This is a genomic window from Methylocystis sp. JAN1, assembly GCF_052186135.1.
Classification (GTDB): Bacteria; Pseudomonadota; Alphaproteobacteria; order Rhizobiales; family Beijerinckiaceae; genus Methylocystis.
Map to the genome: position 1 here is coordinate 1,547,122 of NZ_CP181499.1, position 19,812 is coordinate 1,566,933.

General features: G+C 64.4%; 19 protein-coding genes. 12 read left to right on the forward strand and 7 right to left on the reverse strand.

Going from position 1 to position 19,812, the window contains the following annotated elements:
• Positions 1-54 precede the first annotated feature (54 nt).
• The gene (gene amoB / locus ACNHKD_RS07260) at positions 55-1,320 is read left to right on the forward strand and encodes a bacterial ammonia monooxygenase, subunit AmoB (protein ID WP_442756403.1); all 1,266 of its coding nucleotides are present in this window, start codon (positions 55-57) and stop codon (positions 1,318-1,320) included.
• A 322-nt stretch (positions 1,321-1,642) separates the two neighbouring features.
• On the opposite strand, the gene ACNHKD_RS07265 is transcribed toward amoB, so the two are convergent.
• Positions 1,643-2,425: a 3-hydroxybutyrate dehydrogenase gene (locus ACNHKD_RS07265; RefSeq protein ID WP_442756404.1), complete on the reverse strand. Its 783-nt coding sequence runs from the start codon at positions 2,423-2,425 to the stop codon at positions 1,643-1,645.
• A gap of 229 nt (positions 2,426-2,654) precedes the next feature.
• Here ACNHKD_RS07265 and ACNHKD_RS07270 point away from each other — a divergent pair, with 229 nt between their 5' ends.
• Both ACNHKD_RS07270 and eutB read left to right on the forward strand, forming a co-directional pair.
• Positions 2,655-2,891, forward strand: coding sequence for a hypothetical protein (locus ACNHKD_RS07270; protein ID WP_442756405.1), 237 nt, complete (start codon positions 2,655-2,657; stop codon positions 2,889-2,891).
• A 50-nt stretch (positions 2,892-2,941) separates the two neighbouring features.
• Positions 2,942-5,137 (forward strand): ethanolamine ammonia-lyase subunit EutB, encoded by a 2,196-nt coding sequence (eutB, locus tag ACNHKD_RS07275; protein WP_442756406.1) that lies wholly within the window; start codon positions 2,942-2,944, stop codon positions 5,135-5,137.
• On the opposite strand, the gene ACNHKD_RS07280 is transcribed toward eutB, so the two are convergent.
• Positions 5,116-5,424, reverse strand: coding sequence for a c-type cytochrome (locus tag ACNHKD_RS07280; RefSeq protein ID WP_442756407.1), 309 nt, complete (start codon positions 5,422-5,424; stop codon positions 5,116-5,118). The two genes, eutB and ACNHKD_RS07280, sit on opposite strands and share 22 nt — an antisense overlap.
• A 158-nt stretch (positions 5,425-5,582) precedes the next feature.
• Positions 5,583-7,619, reverse strand: coding sequence for a M3 family metallopeptidase (locus ACNHKD_RS07285; protein ID WP_442756408.1), 2,037 nt, complete (start codon positions 7,617-7,619; stop codon positions 5,583-5,585).
• A 150-nt stretch (positions 7,620-7,769) separates the two neighbouring features.
• On the opposite strand from ACNHKD_RS07285, the gene ACNHKD_RS07290 reads away from it, so the two are divergent.
• The 3 genes from ACNHKD_RS07290 (at position 7,770) to ACNHKD_RS07300 (ending at position 11,369) form a co-directional block, all read left to right on the forward strand.
• The gene (locus tag ACNHKD_RS07290; RefSeq protein WP_442756409.1) at positions 7,770-8,777 is read left to right on the forward strand and encodes a ribonuclease Z; all 1,008 of its coding nucleotides are present in this window, start codon (positions 7,770-7,772) and stop codon (positions 8,775-8,777) included.
• Between the two features lie 9 nt (positions 8,778-8,786).
• Positions 8,787-9,680, forward strand: coding sequence for a retropepsin-like aspartic protease (locus ACNHKD_RS07295; RefSeq protein WP_442756410.1), 894 nt, complete (start codon positions 8,787-8,789; stop codon positions 9,678-9,680).
• 69 nt (positions 9,681-9,749) lie between these two features.
• Positions 9,750-11,369 carry an ABC-F family ATP-binding cassette domain-containing protein gene (locus tag ACNHKD_RS07300; RefSeq protein WP_442756411.1) on the forward strand — a complete coding sequence of 540 codons (1,620 nt, stop codon included), beginning with the start codon at positions 9,750-9,752 and terminating at the stop codon, positions 11,367-11,369.
• Between the two features lie 5 nt (positions 11,370-11,374).
• On the opposite strand, the gene ACNHKD_RS07305 is transcribed toward ACNHKD_RS07300, so the two are convergent.
• From ACNHKD_RS07305 to ACNHKD_RS07315, 3 genes are all read right to left on the reverse strand, one after another.
• Positions 11,375-11,962, reverse strand: a complete 588-nt coding sequence (locus tag ACNHKD_RS07305; protein WP_442756412.1) for a PAS domain-containing protein — start codon at positions 11,960-11,962, stop codon at positions 11,375-11,377.
• 289 nt (positions 11,963-12,251) lie between these two features.
• Positions 12,252-12,635 (reverse strand): ArsR/SmtB family transcription factor, encoded by a 384-nt coding sequence (locus ACNHKD_RS07310; RefSeq protein ID WP_442756413.1) that lies wholly within the window; start codon positions 12,633-12,635, stop codon positions 12,252-12,254.
• Positions 12,636-12,716: 81 nt separating this feature from the next.
• Positions 12,717-14,630: an ABC transporter ATP-binding protein gene (locus ACNHKD_RS07315; protein WP_442756414.1), complete on the reverse strand. Its 1,914-nt coding sequence runs from the start codon at positions 14,628-14,630 to the stop codon at positions 12,717-12,719.
• 383 nt (positions 14,631-15,013) lie between these two features.
• Here ACNHKD_RS07315 and ACNHKD_RS07320 point away from each other — a divergent pair, with 383 nt between their 5' ends.
• From ACNHKD_RS07320 to thrS, 6 genes are all read left to right on the forward strand, one after another.
• A complete protein-coding gene (locus ACNHKD_RS07320) occupies positions 15,014-15,466 on the forward strand; it encodes a KGG domain-containing protein (protein WP_442756415.1) in 453 nt (150 codons plus the stop codon).
• 42 nt (positions 15,467-15,508) lie between these two features.
• Positions 15,509-15,700 (forward strand): hypothetical protein, encoded by a 192-nt coding sequence (locus tag ACNHKD_RS07325; protein ID WP_442756416.1) that lies wholly within the window; start codon positions 15,509-15,511, stop codon positions 15,698-15,700.
• Between the two features lie 27 nt (positions 15,701-15,727).
• Complete coding sequence (locus ACNHKD_RS07330; RefSeq protein WP_442756417.1) at positions 15,728-15,922, forward strand: hypothetical protein; 195 nt, start codon at positions 15,728-15,730, stop codon at positions 15,920-15,922.
• Positions 15,923-15,949: 27 nt separating this feature from the next.
• A complete protein-coding gene (locus ACNHKD_RS07335) occupies positions 15,950-16,174 on the forward strand; it encodes a hypothetical protein (protein ID WP_442756418.1) in 225 nt (74 codons plus the stop codon).
• 14 nt (positions 16,175-16,188) lie between these two features.
• Positions 16,189-16,494: a DUF5789 family protein gene (locus ACNHKD_RS07340; protein ID WP_442756419.1), complete on the forward strand. Its 306-nt coding sequence runs from the start codon at positions 16,189-16,191 to the stop codon at positions 16,492-16,494.
• A gap of 174 nt (positions 16,495-16,668) precedes the next feature.
• Complete coding sequence (thrS, locus tag ACNHKD_RS07345) at positions 16,669-18,600, forward strand: threonine--tRNA ligase (RefSeq protein ID WP_442756420.1); 1,932 nt, start codon at positions 16,669-16,671, stop codon at positions 18,598-18,600.
• 165 nt (positions 18,601-18,765) lie between these two features.
• Here the strand turns inward: thrS and ACNHKD_RS07350 are convergent, their stop codons facing one another.
• Positions 18,766-19,797, reverse strand: a complete 1,032-nt coding sequence (locus tag ACNHKD_RS07350; protein WP_442756421.1) for a hydantoinase/oxoprolinase family protein — start codon at positions 19,795-19,797, stop codon at positions 18,766-18,768.
• Between the last annotated feature and the right edge of the window lie 15 nt (positions 19,798-19,812).

Genomic DNA, 19,812 nt, shown 5'->3' on the forward strand with positions numbered 1-19,812 from the left:
AGCCGGGGCGAAGCCGCCCCGGCGCCAAGGGAAAAACAAGGGAGTCACAATCCTATGAAACGGCCTATTTTCCAGAAAATCGCGGGAGCATGCGCAGCCGGCCTCGCCGCTGTCGTCGCGATGCTGACGCTCTCCGCAACGCCGGCCGCCGCGCATGGCGAGCGTTCGCAGCAGGCCTTCCTGCGGATGCGCACGCTGAACTGGTATGATGTGAAGTGGTCGAAGACGACTTTGAACGTCAATGAAGAAATGGAGCTGACGGGCAAGGTTCACGTCTTCTCGGGCTGGCCGCAGGCCGTCGCGAAGCCGCAGGAAGCCTTCCTCAATGTCGGCGAGCCGGGCCCGGTCCTGATCCGCAAGAGCGCCTCCGTCGGCGAAGTGCCGGTGCCGCGCACCTTCTCGATGGATGTCGGCTACGACTATGAATACAAGATCGTGCTGAAGGCGCGCCGTCCAGGGCGCTACCATGTGCATGTTCAGATCAATGTGAAGGACGGCGGTCCGATCGTCGGCCCCGGCCAGTGGGTCGAGATCAAGGGCGACATGAAGGACTTCACCAATCCGGTGACGCTCCTCGACGGCTCGACGATCGACCTCGAGACCTACGGCATCAACTGGACGTATGCCTATCACTTCGTCTGGATGGCGGCCGCTCTGGTCTGGATCCTGTACTGGTTCCTGCAAAAGGGCATCATCGTTCGCGGCTGGCAGGTCGCGGCGGGCAAGCGCAACGAGATCATCACGGCGGGGGACAAGCGTTTCGGCGCCATCTGGCTCGCGGTCTCGATGCTCGCGCTGCTGATCTTCTACGCCAACGCCAACCGGGAATTCCCGCGCACGCTGCCCATGCAGGCGGGACTCCTGACCGGCATTCCCTTCATCGAGGATTCACGCCATGAGACGGTTACGCTGCATTATTCCGGCGGCTCCTATAAGGTGCCGGGCCGCGAGCTGACGATGAACGTGCAGATCACCAACAAGGGTCAGGAGCCGCTGCGCATTGGCGAATTCACGACCGCGGGTCTGCGCTTCCTCAATCCGGACGTGTTCACGGCCAAGCCCGAATTCCCCGATTATCTGATGGCGGATCGCGGCCTCTCCGTGAACGACCCGACCCCGATCGCGCCGGGCGAGACCAGGAGCCTCGTCATCACGGTGCAGGATGCGCGCTTCGACGTCGAGCGCCTGTCCGACCTCGCCTACGACACGGACAGCCAGTTCGGCGGCCTCCTCTTCCTGTTCAGCCCGTCGGGCAAGCGGGAGAAGGTGGAAGTCGGCGGACCGGTCATCCCGAAATTCCAGCTTGGCGCGACGCTCTAGATCACGCTGCGTTCAGGCGGAATCGCCTGAACGCGCAATGCGATCGATTCAAGGTTGAGAGCGCGCTCCATGCGAAAAACCGGTTCCCACTTTTTCGCGAGCCGCGCTCCATGCTGAAACCGGCTCCACGCGGCTTACTTCCTCTTCTCCGCGTGTTGGTGTGAAGACTTGCCCGCCGGGTTATCCCTGGCGGGCATTTTTTCTAACGCCATGACAGGCTCGCGGGACGAAATTGCGAGCCGCCCGCAGGGACAGGAACCGCTCCCTGAGAGCATTCGTGCGCGCCGGTCGGCTCGATGTAAGCTCGGCGCCGCGAAGCCGATCATTGCGCCGTCCAGCCGCCATCCATCGAAAGAATCGCGCCCGTCATCCCGCGCGCTTCGTCGGACGCGAGAAAGAGGGCGAGCGCCGCAACCTGTTCGGTCGTGATGAATTCTCGCGTCGGCTGCGCCTTGAGCAGCACGTCCTCGACGACCTGCTCCCTTGTCATGCCGCGCGCGCGCATCGTCTCCGGAATTTGCCGCTCGACGAGCGGCGTCCAGACATAACCGGGCGCGATGGCGTTGACGGTGACGCCATGTTGCGCCATTTCGAGCGCAGCTGTCTTGGTCAGTCCCGCAAGGCCGTGCTTCGCCGCGACATAGGCGGACTTGAAAGGCGACGCCACAAGCGCGTGGGCCGAGGCCATGTTGATGATCCGTCCCCATCGGCGGCTTTTCATCCCCGGCGCGACGGCGCGGATCGCATGGAACGCCGCCGACAGATTGACCGCGAGAACCAGATCCCATTTTTCGGCGGGAAAATCCTCGATCGGCGCGACATATTGCACGCCGGCATTGTTGACGAGGATGTCGATCGCGCCGAACGCCGCCATGACCCGCGCGATCATTTCCGCGATTTCCGAAGGGGCGCTCATATCCGCCTGGAAATAGCGGGCCGCGAGTCCTGTGCTCGTCTCTATTTCCCTGCGCGCTTCCTCGGCCTCGTCGGCCGGGCGCGAACCGGTCATCGCGACATTCGCGCCTTGCGCGGCGAAAGCCCGCAAGACGGCGAGGCCGATCCCGCTGGTGGAGCCGGTCACCAGCGCCGTCTTCCCCCGGATCATGTCGTCCCCTTGAGCGCTCGCCAGGATTCGAAGCGACGCCACCCTATAGAAAGCGCGGCCCGCGCTCCAGGCAATCCCCTGCCATGCGCGGCGTCTTCCGGCGCAGCGGCCGAATCATGGCTGCAAGGACGGACACTGGCGCTCCAAGGCGCTGCGCCCGTCGCTTTCCAGCCTAATTAAGCGAGTGGCGGGGCGCGACCCTGCCGGGCGCGAAGCGTGGGAGCGGCATATGGATGAGGGCTTCGTTTTCACCCCGGAAATGATGTCCGAGGCGCTGGAGGCGAATGGCTGGTTCAACGCCTGGGACATTTACTGGACGCGCGGAAAGGAATACGGGGCGGACTGGGGCGGCTTGATCGTAAGGGACGCGTTCGAAATCCTGCTTCGGGAAAAGAAATTGTTGCCCATGACGACCGCGCCGCGGGACGCAGTGACGGACGCGGGTAAGCGGGCGTTCCAAACCTGAACCGAGCGGGGACGTGCTCGGCGCGAGAATTTTCTGGCGGGGGGATCGATATGGCGGCGCTTACGCAGCTTTCAGACATTCGGACGCCGGAGCCGAAGCCGGACCGGCTTTATGAAATTTCCCTTTTCGACAGGCGCTTCGCCTTCGCCGGCCTCAAGCGGCTTCTCGGCGCGGCGGACGTCGACAAGGCGGGCGACCGGCTGGCGGGGCTCGCCGCGAAAAGCGAGGTCGAGCGCGAGGCCGCGCGCGCCATTCTCTCGGAGCTGACGCTTCGGGAGATTTACGAGACGCCGCTCCTCGACGATGACGGCCGCGTCGACGAAATTATGCGCGTCAGCTACGATGTCGACCACGAGACCTTCGAGAAAAACGCGCATCTGACGGTCGGAGCCGCGAAGGATTACATTCTCGAGCGCTCCGGAGAGGAGGTTTCCCGTTTCGGACGCAGCCTGACCGCCGTGACGGTCGCGGCGATTGCAAAGATGATGGACGTGCACGAACTCGTCCATGCAAGCCGCAAGCTCTCGCGCGCCGCGACCGCCCGCACGACGGTCGGCCTGCCGGGAACGCTTTCGTCGAGGCTGCAACCCAATCATCCCACCGACGACCTCTCGGCGATTACGCTGCTGGTTTACACGGGCCTCAGCCTTGGCGCCGGGGATGCGCTCATCGGGATCAATCCGGCGCGCGACACGATCGAGAACACGACGACGCTCTTGCGCCATATCGACGCGCTGCGCCGTCGAACAGGCGCGCCGACCCAGATTTGCGTTCTTTCCCATATTCGCACGCAACTCGTCTGTCTCGAAAGCGGCGCGCCGGTCGAGATCATGTTTCAGAGTCTTGCGGGCACGCAGCGCACGCTCGTCGAGGAGTTTGACTGCGACATCGAGTTGCTGGACCGCGCCTGTCGCGTCATGAGCGAGCGCGGTCCGCTGCGCGGGTCGGCCCGGCAATTCATGTATTTCGAAACAGGCCAGGGAAGCGAGCTGAGCTACGGCAAGCACAATGGAATCGACATGACGACCACGGAAGCGCTCTGCTACGCGCTGGCGCGCCGCTACGATCCCTTCATGGTCAACAATGTCACGGGCTTCATCGGGCCGGAGACCCATCGAAGCAATATGGAAATGATTCTGTCCAACCTTCAGGATCATTTCATGGGCAAGCTCATGGGTCTGCCGATGGGCATGGCGCCGTGTTACACGCTCCATTCCGAGATCACGCCGGAAGGCCAGCAGATCGCCACCGAATTGCTGACCGCCGCCGGAGCCAATTATTTCATGGATGTTTATCTCGGGGTCGATCGCATGCTGGCTTATTTCGACACGTCGGCGCATGACGATCAGACCCTGCGTGAAATCTTCTCGCGCGAGCCTGCGCCAGAATTCGTCGACTGGGCGATCGGATGCGGGATTTTCCGCAGGGATGAGGCCGGTCGACTGAGGCGCGGCGCGAATTGGGGCGATCCGCGCATCTTCTGCGAATCGGAAACGGAGTTCGAGGCGTTGAGGGGCAGACTGCCGGCCGCCTATGGCTGGGCCAATGCGGGACCGCGGCCCGCCGACTCGGTCGCGCGGAAGACGCGGGCCAATCTGGCCCTTGCGCGCGAGGCGATTTACGCGGAGCTGTCGCCGCACAAGCTCGGGCCGACGCCGATGCGGACGATCCACACGCGTGCGGGGACGAAAGAAGCGCACCTAAGCAACCCGGAACTCGGCTCGCTTCTCGACGTCGAGGCTCTGAACGACCTGAAGCCCGACGGGACCGATGTGCGGATTGTCGTCTCCGACGGCCTGAGCGCCGAAGCGATCCATCACAATATTCCGGCGCTTTTGCCCGCCCTGCTGAAAGAGCTGTCGCGCCTCGGCTTACGCGTCGGCGCGCCGCTCCTGGCGCCGAACGGGCGCGTAAAGCTCGCCGAGTCCATCGGCGAGACGACGCAAGCCAGGATCGTCGTGACGCTCATCGGCGAGCGACCCGGCGGCGACGCGATATCATCGCGCAGCATGTCCGCCTATCTCGCCTTCCGTGCGCAGGAAGAGGAGGGGCAATCGTCGCGCAACGCCGCCAGCCGCTATGAATATACGGTGCTTTCAAACATCTACGAGGAGGGAACGCCGCCGCTTCGGGCGGCCGCGGCGATTGCTGAACGCGTATCGCAAATGCTCGCATACGGCGCCGGAGGCAATCGACTCGAGCGTCTCTTGCAGGAGGAGAGGGATCAGCGTTTGACGCGCGAATAATAGCGCGCGATCGCCCTTATTTCGGCGTCCGACATCGTGTCGCCCATGAGCGCCATCGTGTCGTGGCGCCGCTTCTCGGTGCGAAACGCCTTTAGCTGGCTTACGAGGAAGCCCTCGCTCCTGCCGGCGATGGACGGAACTTGGTCCGGCACGACCGAAACGCCGCGCACGCCGTGGCAGGTGTCGCAATCCATCTTCAGCTCGTCGAATCGTTGCGCTGGAATTTCGCCGGCCGCGGCCCCGAAAGCCGCGAGCGCGAGGAAAGGTGCGAAAAAGACTGCTTTCATAAGACTTCCGTCTGCTTGCTTTTGCGGGACGCTCCTGACGCCGTCGGAAGCCATTTCCCGCAGGCGGGTATATCCGATTTCGCAACATTGCGAAGCGATCCGAGGCTTCCTCGCGGCGAAGGGATCCAAAAGGATTGGCGTCGTTCGCGGTTCCTCGATCATGCTTGCGCGAAGCCGCGCTGGCGCAGGAGCGGCTCGACGGTTGGCATTCTCCCGCGGAAGGCGACATAGGCGTCGGCCGCGTCCTGCCGCCCGCCAGCCGCGTAAATGAATTCCCGCAAGCGCGCCGCCACGTCCGGCGCGAAGGGATCGCCCTTTTCCTTGAAAGCCTCGAAGGCGTCCGCGTCCAGAACTTCCGCCCACAGATAGCTGTAATAGCCGGCCGAATAGCCATCGCCCGAGAAGATATGGCTGAAATGCGGGAGGCGGTGCCGCATGATGATTTCCGGGGGCATCGAGAGACGCGACAGCGCTTCCGTTTCAAAAGCGCCTGGATCGACGCCGGCCGCGCTTCGCGCGTGAATGTCGAGATCGACAACGGCCGAGGCGCAGAATTCGACCGTCGCGAAGCCCTGATTGAAATGGCGCGACGCGATGATTCGTTCGAGAAGGTCTTCCGGCATCGGGTCGCCCGTCTCTGCGTGCAGCGCGAATTCCCGCAGCACCGCGGGCTCCAGCAGCCAATGTTCGTATAGCTGCGAGGGCAGCTCCACGAAATCGCGCGCGACACTGGTTCCCGCGACCAGCGGATAGGTCACGTCCGACAACATGCCGTGAAGGCCATGCCCGAATTCGTGGAACAGCGTGCGCGCGTCGTCGAGGCTCAGCAATGTCGGCGCGCCGTCGGCGCCCTTGGTGAAGTTCATGACGTTGACGACGATCGGCCGGACGTCGCCATCGAGCTTTTGCTGCGCGCGGAAATCCGACATCCAGGCGCCGCTGCGCTTGGACGGCCGCGCGAAATAATCCGCGAGAAAAAGCGCCACATGCTTGCCTTCGTCGTCGAGAACCTCGAAGGCGCGCACGTCCGGATGATAAAGGTCCAGCCACTTCCGCTCGACGAAGCGCAGGCCGAAGAGCTTCCCGGCCACGTCAAAGGCCGCGGCCATGATTTTCTCGAGCTGGAAATAGGGGCGCAGCGAGGCCTGATCGAGGTCGTAGAGGCTCCTGCGCACGCGCTCGGCATAATAGCGCCAGTCATGCGCCGCGACCGTGAAATTCGCGCCCTCCTTCTCGGCCAGCGCCTGAATATGCGCGCGCTCCTCGGCGGCCCGCGCCAGCGCGGGCGTCCAGACGCGGTCGAGGAGTTCGCGAACGGCGGCGGGCGTCTTCGCCATCGTGTCGTCGAGCTTGTAGTCGGCGAAAGTTTCGAAGCCAAGAAGCCGGGCGCGCTCTTCGCGCAGCGCGAGGATTTCGCGGATGAGCGCGCCATTGTCCGTCTCGCCGCCATTCTCGCCCCGGCTCGCCCAGGCTTTGAAGACGATCTCGCGCAAATCGCGCCGTTCGGAGCTTTGCAGAAAAATCTCGGCGCTCGACCGCGCAAGCGTCACCGCGTATTTGCCGGGCGAACCGCGCTCGGCGGCGATGCGCGCGGCCGCCGCGCGGAAATCGGCGGAAAGCCCGTCGAGATCGCTTTCGTCCAGCAGCAGAAGCCAGGATGATTCATCGGCCAGCACATTCTGCGAGAAGCGCGTGGAGAGGCCCGCGAGGCGCTCCAATATCGCCGTCATGCGCGCTTTGTCCGCGTCGTTCAGCTTGGCGCCGGCGCGGATGAAGTTCTTGTAGGTGAGCTCCAGGACGCGGCTTTGCTCAGGCGTCAGACCGAGACGGTCGCGCTGGGCGTAAAGCGTCTCGACCCGGCGGAACAGCTCCGGGTTCATCGAAATTTCGCTCGAATGGCGCGAGAGCGCGCCGGCCATGTCGCGCTCGATTTCCTGCATTTCGGCGTTCGTGTCGGTGGCCGTCAGGTTCCAGAAGACCGAGCCGACGTCGGCCAGGGGCTTCCCCGCGCGTTCGAGCGCCTCTATCGTGTTCGCAAAATTCGGCGCGGCGGGGTTCTTGGCGACGGCCTCGATCTCGGACAGGTGCTGCGACAGCGCGGTCTCGAAGGCCGGGCGGAAATGCTCGGGCCGGATGTCGTTGAAGGGCGGCAGTCCGAAAGGCGCCGTCCGAGGCGCCGTCAGCGGGTTCGACATAAGCGTCCTTTCCTGGTCGTGGGCGCTCCCCACGCATTTTGCCGCCCAGATTAGCGGGTTTTCGCTCCGTTCGACATGGCGGGCTACAACTCGCCGCGGCTGAGCCAAATATAGGCTTTGTCCCTCCGTCCTTTAACGAGTCGAGAAGCCTTGGCCCCCCGTTTCGACCCGTCGCTCGTCAATGACCGCTTCGACGATCCGGGCCTCTATGTCGATCTCGTCTTCGAGAAGCGGGCGCTGCTCTTCGACCTCGGCGATCTCGGCCCGCTCCCGCCGCGCAAGCTCCTGCGGGTCAGCGACGTTTTCGTCACGCACCGGCACATGGATCATTTCGCGGGCTTCGATCAGCTGCTGCGGCGGCTCCTGGGGCGGGAAAAGACGGTCGGCCTCTACGGCCCGCCGGGCACGATCGAGGCGGTCGGGCACAAGCTCGCGGCCTATTCCTGGAATCTCATCGACGCCTATGACGAGGCGCTGACCTTCCGGGTGACGGAGATGGCGGCCGACGGACGCCTGACAGCGGCGTTCTTCCGGGGGCGCGAGCGCTTCAAGCGCGGCGAGACGGAAGCCGGGCGAAGCCTGGATGGCTGCCTGCTGAGCGAGCCGGGCGCCAGGGTCCGCGCCGCGACGCTCGACCACGGCCTGCCGGTTCTCGCTTTCGCGCTGGAGGAGCGCGCGCAAATCAATGTCTGGCGCAACAAGGTCCAGGCCATGGGGCTCGCGATCGGGCCATGGCTCGGCGCCTTCAAGGAGGCCATGCTGCAGGGGGCGGGTGAGGCGACCCCGGTGGCGGTGGAATGGGCGCCCGGCGCCGATGGGCCCGCCACGCTGCCTTTGGGCCTGCTGCGCAAGGAGATCATGAAGGTCGCCGCCGGCCGCAAGATCGCCTATGTGGTCGATTGCGCCTATACCGAGGACAATTGCGCCCGCATTGCCGAGCTCGCGCGGGGCGCGGATATTCTGTACATCGAGGGCGGCTTCCTGGAGGAAGACGCCGCCGCGGCCGCGCGTCGTCGCCACCTCACGGCGCGGCAGGCGGGGCTTATCGCGCGCCGGGCGGAGGCGAAACGCCTGGCGACCTTTCATTATTCGCCGCGCTACAGAGGGTTCGGCCATCGCCTGGAGGCGGAAGCCAGGGACGCCTATTTGAATGGATGAGATGCGCAGATGAAGACGTTTCGACGCTCGGCCTTTCTTCTTGCAACCCTTTTCCTGGGAATAGCGGGCGCCAAAGCCGAACCCGGCCGCTCGGTTGTTCCGATGACCCTCACGCAGGCGGATTACGGCGGCGGGCGCATCTATCTGCCAATGCGCTTCGGCAACATGATGGGCGCGATGCGGCTCGATACGGGCGCCTCCACGACGCGGGTCGCTTTGGCGCCGTGGAATAAGGATCTTGCCGTCCTGGGGCAAAGCGACTCGACAGGCGCCTCGGGCCGGACGGTGCGCTGCGACGACGTCGAGGCGAAGAATGTCGAGATCAAAGCGTCGCAGGGAAGCAGTATCGCGCGGGCGAAGTATGAGGTCGCGCGCTGCGCCGCGAATGACGGGGACGATCTGCTCGGCCTCGATTTCTTCAGGGGCGCGCGGTTCTCGCTCGATTTCACCCGGCGGGAAATGACCTTTTTCGGCGACGCGCCCGCGCGGGCGACGCCTTTCCGCCTTCTCGGCCCGGACCAGAAGCTCGTGGGCGTCGCGTTCAAGATCGGCAACGCCACGACTGTCGGCCTCTTCGACACGGGCGCGGAAGTCTCGGCCGTGGATCAGCAATTCGTCGACCGGCATAAGAACCTCTTTACGCCCGTGAAGCGCAAGGGCAAGGCGAGCGAGGCCGGCGGCGCGGCTTTTTCATCAAAGATATACAAGATCAAGGCGCTTGATCTGGGCGAGGGTCGGGTGCTGAAAGGCGTTTACGCGCTCGCCTATGATTTCGGCGTTTTGGGGGAGGCGCTGGGGCCTCAGACGCCGTTCATCCTCGGCTTTAATTTCATCAGCCGGCTCAACTGGACGCTGGATTTCACGCAAGCAAAGGCGCCGGTTTGGGACGCGCGGGCGAAATAGGCTTTACCTTGCCGGGGGGAAGCGTGCCATAAGGGCGCCCGATCTTCCTCCCTCCGGTCCTCCCCCGACATGATCCGCGTTGAAAACGTCAGCAAGCAAAACGGCTCCCAGATCCTTTACATCGAGGCCTCGGCGTCTCTTCTCAGAGGCGAGAAGGTCGGACTCGTCGGCCCCAACGGCGCCGGCAAATCCACGCTCTTCCGGATGATGGTCGGGCGCGAGCTTCCCGATGAGGGGCAGGTCTCGGTCGATCGCGGCGTCACGATCGGCTATTTCGACCAGGATGTCGGCGAAATGTCCGGCCGCAGCGCCGTGACGGAGGTCATGGACGGCGCGGGGCCTGTGAGCGAGGTCGCGGCCGAACTGAAGGCGCTTGAAGCCGCCATGGCGGACCCCGACCAGGACGACATGGACGCGATCATCGAGCGTTACGGCGAAGTGCAGGGGCGCTTCGAGGAGCTCGACGGCTATGCGCTCGAGGGCCGCGCCAGAGAGGTGCTCGCGGGCCTGAACTTTACTCAGGAAATGATGGATGGCGACGTCGGCGCGCTGTCGGGCGGCTGGAAGATGCGCGTGGCGCTCGCCCGCATTCTGCTCATGCGCCCCGACGCGATGCTGCTTGACGAGCCGAGCAACCATCTCGACATTGAGAGCCTGATCTGGCTCGAAGCGTTCCTCAAAGGCTATGAAGGCGCGCTGCTCATGACCTCGCATGACCGCGAGTTCATGAACCGCATCGTCTCGAAGGTGATCGAGATCGACGGCGGCTCGCTCACGACCTATTCGGGCGATTACGAATTTTACGAAGAGCAGCGCGCGCAGAACGAAAAGCAGCAGCAGGCGCAATATGAGCGCCAGCAGGCCATGCTCGCCAAGGAGATCAAATTCATCGAGCGATTCAAGGCGCGCGCCTCTCACGCCGCGCAGGTGCAGAGCCGCGTGAAGAAGCTCGACAAGATCGAGAAGGTTGAGCCGCCGCGCCGCCGCCAGTCGATCCTCTTCGAGTTCCGTCCTGCCCCGCGCTCCGGCGACGACGTCGCGACGCTTAAGAACATTCACAAGCGCTATGGCGCCCGCACGATCTACGAGGGCCTCGATTTCGCCGTGCGCCGCAGGGAGCGCTGGTGCGTAATGGGCGTCAACGGCGCGGGCAAGTCGACGCTTCTGAAGCTCGTCGCCGGCGCGGCGCAGCCCGACGACGGCGCCGTGACCATCGGCGCCAGCGTGAAGATGGGCTATTTCGCCCAGCACGCCATGGATCTTCTCGACGGCGGCCGCACGGTGTTCGAGACGCTTGAGGACGCTTTTCCGCAGGCGGGGCAGGGGTCGCTGCGCACCCTCGCCGGTTGCTTCGGCTTCTCGGGCGACGACGCCGAGAAGAAGTGCCGCGTGCTCTCGGGCGGCGAGAAGGCGCGTCTCGTCATGGCGAAGATGCTCTACGATCCGCCGAACTTTCTCGTGCTCGACGAGCCGACGAACCATCTTGATCTCGCGACGAAGGAGATGCTCATCACGGCGCTCGACAATTACGAGGGCGCGATGCTCTTCGTCTCGCACGACCGCCGCTTTCTTGCGGCGCTCTCAAATCGCGCGCTGGAGCTGACCCCGGAAGGCGTCCACAAATACGAGGGCGGCTACACCGAATATGTCGCGCGGACGGGCCACGAGGCGCCCGGCCTGCACGGGTGAGCGGCTCAGAGGCGGGCGCTTTCCGCCTTGCCGCCTTCATGTATCACGAGGTTGGGCCGCCCCGGCGGCTCGCCATGACGTAGCGTCGGCATGCGCAATTCGCTCGCGTGAAGGATCCGCATCGAGTGAAGGTTCAACGCCGACGCCGGTCTCCGCCCGAGCCAGGCGGGATGCTGGGCTGGCGTGAGCGAGCCCAGCATGAGCGCGTGCGTCTTTCCGAAGTGGCGCAGCGGCAGCAGCAATAATTCCATGTCGAGCGCGGCGGTTTCGCTCGCGTCGATGCGCGCGCCCACGACGAGAGGCTCGACCTCTTCCGTCACGGCCGCGATCGCGGAGGCGACCTTGTCTCGATCCCCGGCCTCCCACAGCTCGAGAAAGGATCTGCCCTTCTGATCGGCCAGCCAATAGGCGTTGATCCGCGTGCCGCACATTTTCAGCGGGAAGCGCCGCGGCCTGTCGATCTGAATTGTGAAAACGTCGGCGAGCAGATGGCGGATCGCCAGGAGGTCGATGTCATTGTGCTCGGGTGCAAGGCGGGCCCCTTTCAGGCGGCCCCAATAGGCGTAGAGTTCTCGCGTGATCGGCTGCTTCATCTAAGCTCCTGCCAGAGCCCAACCCGCACGCTCGCGCGTCTGAAAGCGCGGCCGCGATGGTTATCAAACGGTTATCCGACGCGCGAAGAAGTAGTGTGAACTCGTAATCAGACGATTAGCGCGACCGTTAAAATTGTTCCTTCCCCGAAAGGTTGTGAAGAATAAAAGAGTTGATTTCTTTCTGCGAATCAGAAGGTTGACCGCTGCGAGCGGAGGCGCGGCCGCTCACGGCCCGAAGCTGCAGGCGGAGTTGGCGGCCCCGCCCCGGGCGGCTCGGCGGTTAACCTTTTCAGGTCGCGCAGAAGATGTCGTGGAGCAGCGCGATCATCCGCTTAACGCGGTCGTCGGCGAGCGAATAATAGATGGTTCGCGATTCCCGCCGCGTTTTCACAAGCGCATCCTGCCGTAGCCGCGCGAGATGCTGGGAGAGGGCGGACTGGCTCAAGCCCACGGCGTTTTGCAGCTCGGTGACGCAGGCTTCCCCCTTGAGCAGTTCGCAAAGGATCATCAACCTGTGAGCGTTGGCGAGCGCCTTGAGAAATTGCTCGGCCTCTTCCGCCTTTGGAATCAGCGCTTCCAATGCGCCTGCGAGCTTGATGGGCGCGGGCGCCCGACGGGAGCGGCCGAGCGTCATTGGGATTTGCTGGCCGACTTCCGGGGGCAAGGAAGACATTCCTTCTGCATTTGCCTTCTGCATTTGCGCGCAAGCTTCCTGCGGGCGACGCTTGCGTTCTAACGCGCATTACTTCTTTAGTCAACTATATCTATAGAATATTGGGTGGTCACGCTTATTTTCCGCGGCCGCGACCGGTTCGAGCGGCCGTTCCGTGAGTTCTCCACGCCAAAGCGCCGCATAGGGGCCGCCCTGCGCGAGGAGCTGTTCATGGCGCCCGCGCGCCACGATGCGGCCCGCTTCCATCACGAAAATGCGGTCGCAGTCGACGACCGAATGAAGCCTGTGCGTGACGAGCACGATCGTGCGGCGCCGTTTCAGGCGATGCAGCGTCTCGATCAGCATCTGCTCGTTCTGGGGATCGAGCGCGCTCGTCGGCTCGTCGAGAACGAGGAAGGGCGCGGCGCTGAGCAGGGCGCGCGCAATGGCCACGCGCTGACGTTGTCCGCCGGAGAGATTGGCGCCCCCTTCGCTCAAGGTCGTATCGTAGCCTTTCGGAAGATCGGCGACGAAATCCGCAGCGCCCGCGAGCGTCGCCGCCGCTTCGATTTCATCGCGCGCCGCCGCGGGACGGCCATAGGCGATGTTCTCCGCCACCGTCGTCGGCAACATGAGATTGTCCTGCGTCACGAAGGCGAAATGCGAGCGCAGATCCGCGAGCCGCACGTCCCTCACATCGACGCCGTCGAGCCGCACCGCGCCGCTCGAGGGATCGTGAAAGCGCAACATCAGCTTCAGAAGCGAGCTCTTGCCCGTGCCGCTGGGGCCGACAAATGCCGTCATCTCGCCAGGCGCGATTGTCGCCGCGACATTGGACAATACGAGGCGGCCGGGCTCGTAGCCGAAGGACACATGGTCGAAAGCGAGGCTGCGCGGACGTGGAGCGAGGGCGCGCGCATTGGGCTTGTCCTTGATCGCCTCCGGCGCGTCGAGCACGAAGAAGACGCGCCGCGCGGCGGCTTCGAACGTCCTGATCTTCGAGAAAAACTCTGCGAGCCATTTCAGCGGGTCCCACAGCTTTCGCAGATAATCCATGAAGACGATGAGGGCGCCGACCGTCATGCCGTCGGGAACGGGCGCGAGAAACTGATCGCGATAAACAAGCCACCCGCCATAGCCGAGAATGATGGCGGAGCCTACGGAAAGGATGGTGTCGCGTGCGAGAGGGTAGAGCTGCTCCTGCCAATTGAGGCGCAGAACGGCCTTTACGCTGCGCGACACGGCTTCGTCGAATCGATGAAACTCGCAGGACTCGCGGCGGAACGCCTGCGACAGGGGAACGCGCGCCATCGCCTGCTGGATATGCGCGGTCAGATCGGCGTCGATCTGCTTCGACTCGAGCGCGCGCTGATGGATGCGCAAGCCGAAACGCCAGTTGCTCCACAGGATGAGGGGCGCGACGGCGAAGGCCGCAACGGTCAGTCCCACATTGCGCGAGAGCATGATCGTGGTCATCACGGTGAGCGTCACCGCGGCGACGGAGGTGCCGATCATGATGTCGACAATGCCCCACGGGCCGAAGGCGTCGGTGGTGAGGCGGTAGAGCGAGTCCCCCAGCGGTCGCGACTGATGGTAGGCGAGATCGAGCCGCTGCAGCTTTGCAAAGAGGCTCGCGCGCACGCGCGTCGTGCCCCAGGCGCTCAGATAGGCGTTGATCATCATGCGCGCCATCCACGCCGCGTAGCCCACGACCTGAAGCGTCAATCCAATGAAGACGAGGCCGAGGATCTGTCCCGGCTTGTCGTCGGGCAGCAGGGCGAGGAAATAATGATGCAGCCAGCCGGTCCTCGGCTCGTGCGTCAAAACGGTGTCGACGAGAATGGCGAGCGGCCACGCTTCGAGAAGGCCCACCGCGACGGAAACGCCGATGAGGGCGACAAGCATCGCGATCCAGCGCCAATCGGTCGAGAAATAGAAAAAGGCGCGCTCATAAACCGTGCGCTGCGCCCCCGCGCCAAGCCGATCACGATCTTGCCTCGCATCAGTCGGGCTCATGCGCCTTCAACGCGCCACGCAGGAAAAAGGTCGCGGCCGAGAGCGCGCCAAACATGCTGGCGCGAAAAGCGGAACGCAACTGGCGAGAGCGTCGCCAACGTCTTTGGGGCATGAACGCCCGGCTACGTATTCGTACTTACTTCCCATGCTCAGCGGGCAACCGATCTAGCGCTGATCTTCGATGGTTTGGCGATTGCGGGCGGCGCTTCAGCGGCTGAGGCGCGGGCGCCGCGACAGCCAGACGGCAGGCTGCTCGGCTTGGACGATCGCGCTGGCCGGCAAGCAGCCGTCGAGGACCGGAACATGCGCCTGGGCGTTCGTTTCGGCAGGGGACAAGAAAACCGGCCCCGAACTTCCAGCGCAACTTGTAACGGGAGGTCACAATGGCCCGCCAGCATGGCACGGAACACGAAAAAGGCTCGCAGAAGACAAAGGGCACGATGACGGTGCAGGAAGCCGGCAAGATGGGCGGCGAGATCCGCAAGGAAGAGCTCGGTCCCGAGGGCTATTCCGAGATCGGCAAGATGGGCGGAGAGGTCCGGAAGGAACAGCTCGGCCACGAGGGCTATTCCGAGATGGGCAAGAAGGGCGGCGAAGCGCGCAAGGAGCAGCTTGGCCCGGAAGGCTATTCCGAGATGGGCAAGATGGGCGGTGAAGCGCGCAAAGAACAGCTCGGCCCGGAAGGCTATTCGGAACTCGGCCATAAGGGCGGCCAGCGCGTGAAACAGCTCATCGAGGAAGGCAAGCGCGCCGAGGCCGGCGAAGGCGCGGAGAATGAAGACGAAGAGGGCGAAGGCGGCGAGACGGGCCGCGGACACAGCAAGCCGCGCCACTGACGCCGCTCTCGCAACAAGCGCTTTGGCTGATGGAGAAGCGAGATGACGCAACGACAGACTGAGCGGCGGCCGGAGAGATCCGACAATGGGCGCATGACTGTCGAGGAGGCTGGCCGTCTCGGCGGCGAGAAGGGCGGCCATAAAGGCGGCCAGCGCGTCAAGGAGCTGATCAAGGAAGGTAAGCGCGCGGAGGAACATCAGGAGAAGGGCGGCAAAGGCGCGCCCCGACGCTGACGGCTCCTCGCATGAAAGGAGGCATGAATGGCCCAGAAGCACACAGAGCAGGAAAAGCCGCCGACCCGGCAAGGCCAAATGACCGTCGAGGAGGCGGGACGGCTCGGCGGCCACAAGGGCGGCCAGCGCGTGAAGCAGCTTGTTGAAGAAGGCAAGCGCGCCGAGCGCGAGGACGTTGGCGAAGACATCGAGGATACGGAAGAAGAGGACGGCGAAGCCTAGTGCGGGTTCCGTCGAAAGGGAAAGAAAATGCCACAGAAACAGATAGGTTCGCAGGGCGGCAAATCAGGCGCGAAGGGACCGATGACCGTCAAGGAAGCCGGCAAGATGGGTGGCGAGATCCGCAAGGAAGAGCTTGGACCCGAAGGCTATTCGGAACTCGGCCATAAAGGCGGCCAGCGCGTGAAGGAGCTCATCGAGGAAGGCAAGCGCGCCGAGGGCGGCGGCTCGACGGGCAAAGGCAAGAAGCACTAGATCCGGAGGGCGTCATGCCTCGAACGACCGAAAACACGGGCGAGGGACGCGGCAGCGGCCATAAGGGCCCGGCCAAGGGCTTCGCCTTCGGCGTCGCCTCGGTGACGCAGGCGCTGCATGGCGCAAGCTTCCCGATTTCCAAGGAGGATCTGATCCGCGAACACGGCAAGGAGGAAGTTCACTGGACGAAGGACAGCTCCGCGCGTCTCGGCGACATTCTCCAGGACGTCGACCAGGACGAGTTCCTCTCCGTCGCCGACGTGGCTTCGGCCGTTTCGGAAGCGCATCGGGAAGAGGCTGGCGACGAAGAGAGCGAGTGACCGTCGCTTGAAACCGTCGACCGGAGGGGGGTCGGCGGGATTGTCTTATCGACCGTCATTGTTTTCACGCCTGGATTGCGCCCGCGCGCCCGCGGCGCTAAAAACCGCTCCTCACTCAGCCCAAGCGACTTACGCCGATCCGTGTCGGCGATTGAGCGCGACAGGAGCGACGGCATGGTTGCGGTTACTTTCCCCGACGGGGCGTCCCGTCAGTTCGAGCCCGGCGTCACGGGTTTCGACATCGCCAAGAGCATCTCCCCCTCTCTCGCCAAGCGCAGCGTCGCCATGACGCTCGACGGCGAGCTCGTCGATCTCATGAAGCCCGTCCGGAAGGACGCGAAGATCGAGTTCGTCTCGCGCGACGATCCGCGCGCGCTGGAGCTCATCCGCCACGATGCGGCGCATGTGCTGGCCGAGGCCGTGCAGGAGCTTTATCCCGGCACGCAGGTGACGATCGGGCCGGTGATCGAAAACGGCTTCTATTACGATTTCCATCGCGCCGAGCCCTTCACGCTCGAGGACCTTCCTGTCATCGAGAAGAAGATGAAGGAAATCGTCGCGCGCGACGCGCCGATCGTGCGCGAGGAATGGGACCGCGACCACGCCAAGACGTGGTTCATCGCCAAGGGCGAGACCTTCAAGGGCGAACTGATCGACAGCATCAAGTCGGACGAGCCGCTTTCCGTCTACAAGCAGGGCCACTGGCTCGATCTCTGCCGCGGCCCGCATCTGCCCTCGGTCGGCAAGATCGGCACGGCCTTCAGGCTCATGAAGGTCGCGGGGGCCTATTGGCGCGGCGACTCCACGAGGCCCATGCTGTCGCGCATCTACGGCACGGCCTGGGCGACTCAGGAAGAGCTCGACGCCTATCTGCATCGGCTCGAGGAAGCCGAGCGCCGCGACCATCGCCGTCTGGGCCGCGAGATGGATCTCTTCCATTTCCAGGAGGAGGGACCGGGCGCGATCTTCTGGCATCCGAAAGGCTGGACGCTATTTCAGACGCTCGTGTCCTACATGCGCCGCAAGCAGAAGGCGGCCGGTTACACGGAAGTGAACACGCCGCAGGTGCTCGACCGCGCGCTGTGGGAAACGTCGGGCCATTGGCAGACGTACCGCGAGAACATGTTCGTCACCAAGACGGAGGATGAGCGCGTCTTCGCCATTAAGCCGATGAACTGCCCCGGCCATGTGCAGATCTTCAAGAACGGTCTCAAGTCCTATCGCGATCTGCCTGTGAAGATCGCCGAATTCGGCGTCGTGCATCGCTACGAGCCTTCGGGCGCGCTGCACGGCATGATGCGCGTGCGCGCCTTCACGCAGGACGACGCGCATATCTTCTGCTCCGAAGACCAGATCATGGAGGAGGCGCTGAAGATCAACGACCTCATCCTGACGATCTATCGCGATTTCGGCTTTGACGACGTCGTCGTGAAGCTCTCGACGCGTCCCGAAAAGCGCGTCGGTTCGGACGAAGCCTGGGACAAGGCGGAAGCCGCGCTTGGGCGCGTGCTCGACGAGCTGGCGAAGCGCGGGCTGAAGACGAGCGTTCAGGAAGGCGAGGGCGCCTTCTATGGGCCGAAGCTCGAATATACGCTGCGCGACGCCATCGGCCGCGAATGGCAATGCGGCACGACGCAGGTCGACTTCAATCTGCCGGTGCGCTTCGGCGCCTTCTATATCGGCGCAGACAGCGAGAAGAAGACGCCGGTGATGATCCACCGCGCCATGTTCGGCTCGCTGGAGCGCTTCACCGGCATATTGATCGAGCATTACGCCGGCCATCTGCCGTTGTGGCTGTCGCCGCTGCAGATCGTCATCTGCACGATCACGCAGGAGGCGGACGACTACGCCTATGAGGTCGCGGCGGCCGCGCGCAAGCTCGGGCTCAATGTCGACGTCGATTCGCGCAACGAGAAGATCACCTACAAGGTGCGCGAACATTCGCTCGCGAAGGTTCCGGTGCTTCTCGTCGCCGGTAAGAAGGAAGCGGCGGAACGCTCGATCTCGATGCGCCGTCTTGGCTCGCAGCAGCAGACTCAGATGGGGATCGACGAAGCGCTGAAGCTGCTGGCCGACGAGGCGACGCCGCCGGATGTGCGGGGGTAAGGGAGGCGCCCCCTCCCGGACCCTCCCCCGCTTCGCGTGAGAAGGGCAGGCCGTTGGCTTCGTCGAGATCGCCGCCTTAGGGGCGTGAGCCCGAATGGCGCACACCCCCTTCTCACGCGAAGCGGGGTGGCGCGACGCGCCGGATGGGGGCGCAGCGAAGCGAGCTTAAATCTCCACGAGCGCCAAGGCCGCCGCCGGCGCGCAATTGGCCGCTGCGGCGCGTAGCTCTTCCGGCGCAATAATGAATTCGGAAAAATCCCGATAGCCTCGCCCCTGCGAAGCCGCGAGCCGTCGCGCAAGCATTCGGCCGACGCCGGCGCCGATGAAAGGCGCGTCGGGCGCGACGGCGTCGCGCGAGGCGAGCAACGCAATCTGGTCCTCGATGAGCCGCATCTGCGCGCGTGCGAGATAAGCCGCAAGTGCATGCGCCTGACGATCGGACAATCCTGAGCCGTCGCGGCCCAAGAGCCTCGCGAGGCGCGCGCGCGAAGCCGCGACGGTCTTCGGCCTGCCGTCCGCGGTCGGCGACAGATCGGCGGAGCTTTCTCCCTCGCACAAATCGCCCAGCACGCGCCGAACATCGGCCATGGAGGCGAAAGCTTCGTTGACGAGCGGCGTCCACTGTCCGTTGATGGGGGCGAAGCGCGCATAGGCTTGCGGGGCGCCGCGCGAAAATCCGGCATAGGCAAGTTCCCCGCAGGCGAGACGCTCCGCGTCTGTCACGCCCTGCGCAGCGACACGGCCATCTCGGATCGGAACAAGGTCGGTCGTCGTCGAGCCGAGGTCGATGAAAAGCGCGTCGCGGCAATGCTGCGCGACAAGCTCGCCGCTTGCGCGCCAATTGGCCGAGGCGACGGCTTCGGCTGCGCTAGCGATCTCGCTGCGCCCGACGAATCCTCGCGCGCCCGCATAGAAGCGGATATCGTCCGCGCCGATTTCCCGCGCGGCGAGGGCGGCGACCGAAACGACGCCCGTCGCGCGATCCTCGAAAGCGTCCGACAGCTCGGCCGTCATGGTGACGCGATGGCGCGTGGCGGGGCCAAGCTCGGCAAGCGTTTCGCGAATCGGCGCTTCGAGATGCGCGAGACCGAGATGCGGCGCGCAGGCGCGCTGCGTAACGGCGACGATGCGCCCGTTCTCGGCCCGCGCCGCCTTCACATGGGCGCCGCCAATGTCCCAGCCGATGATCGCGGTCATTTGAGCCTCGCTCCA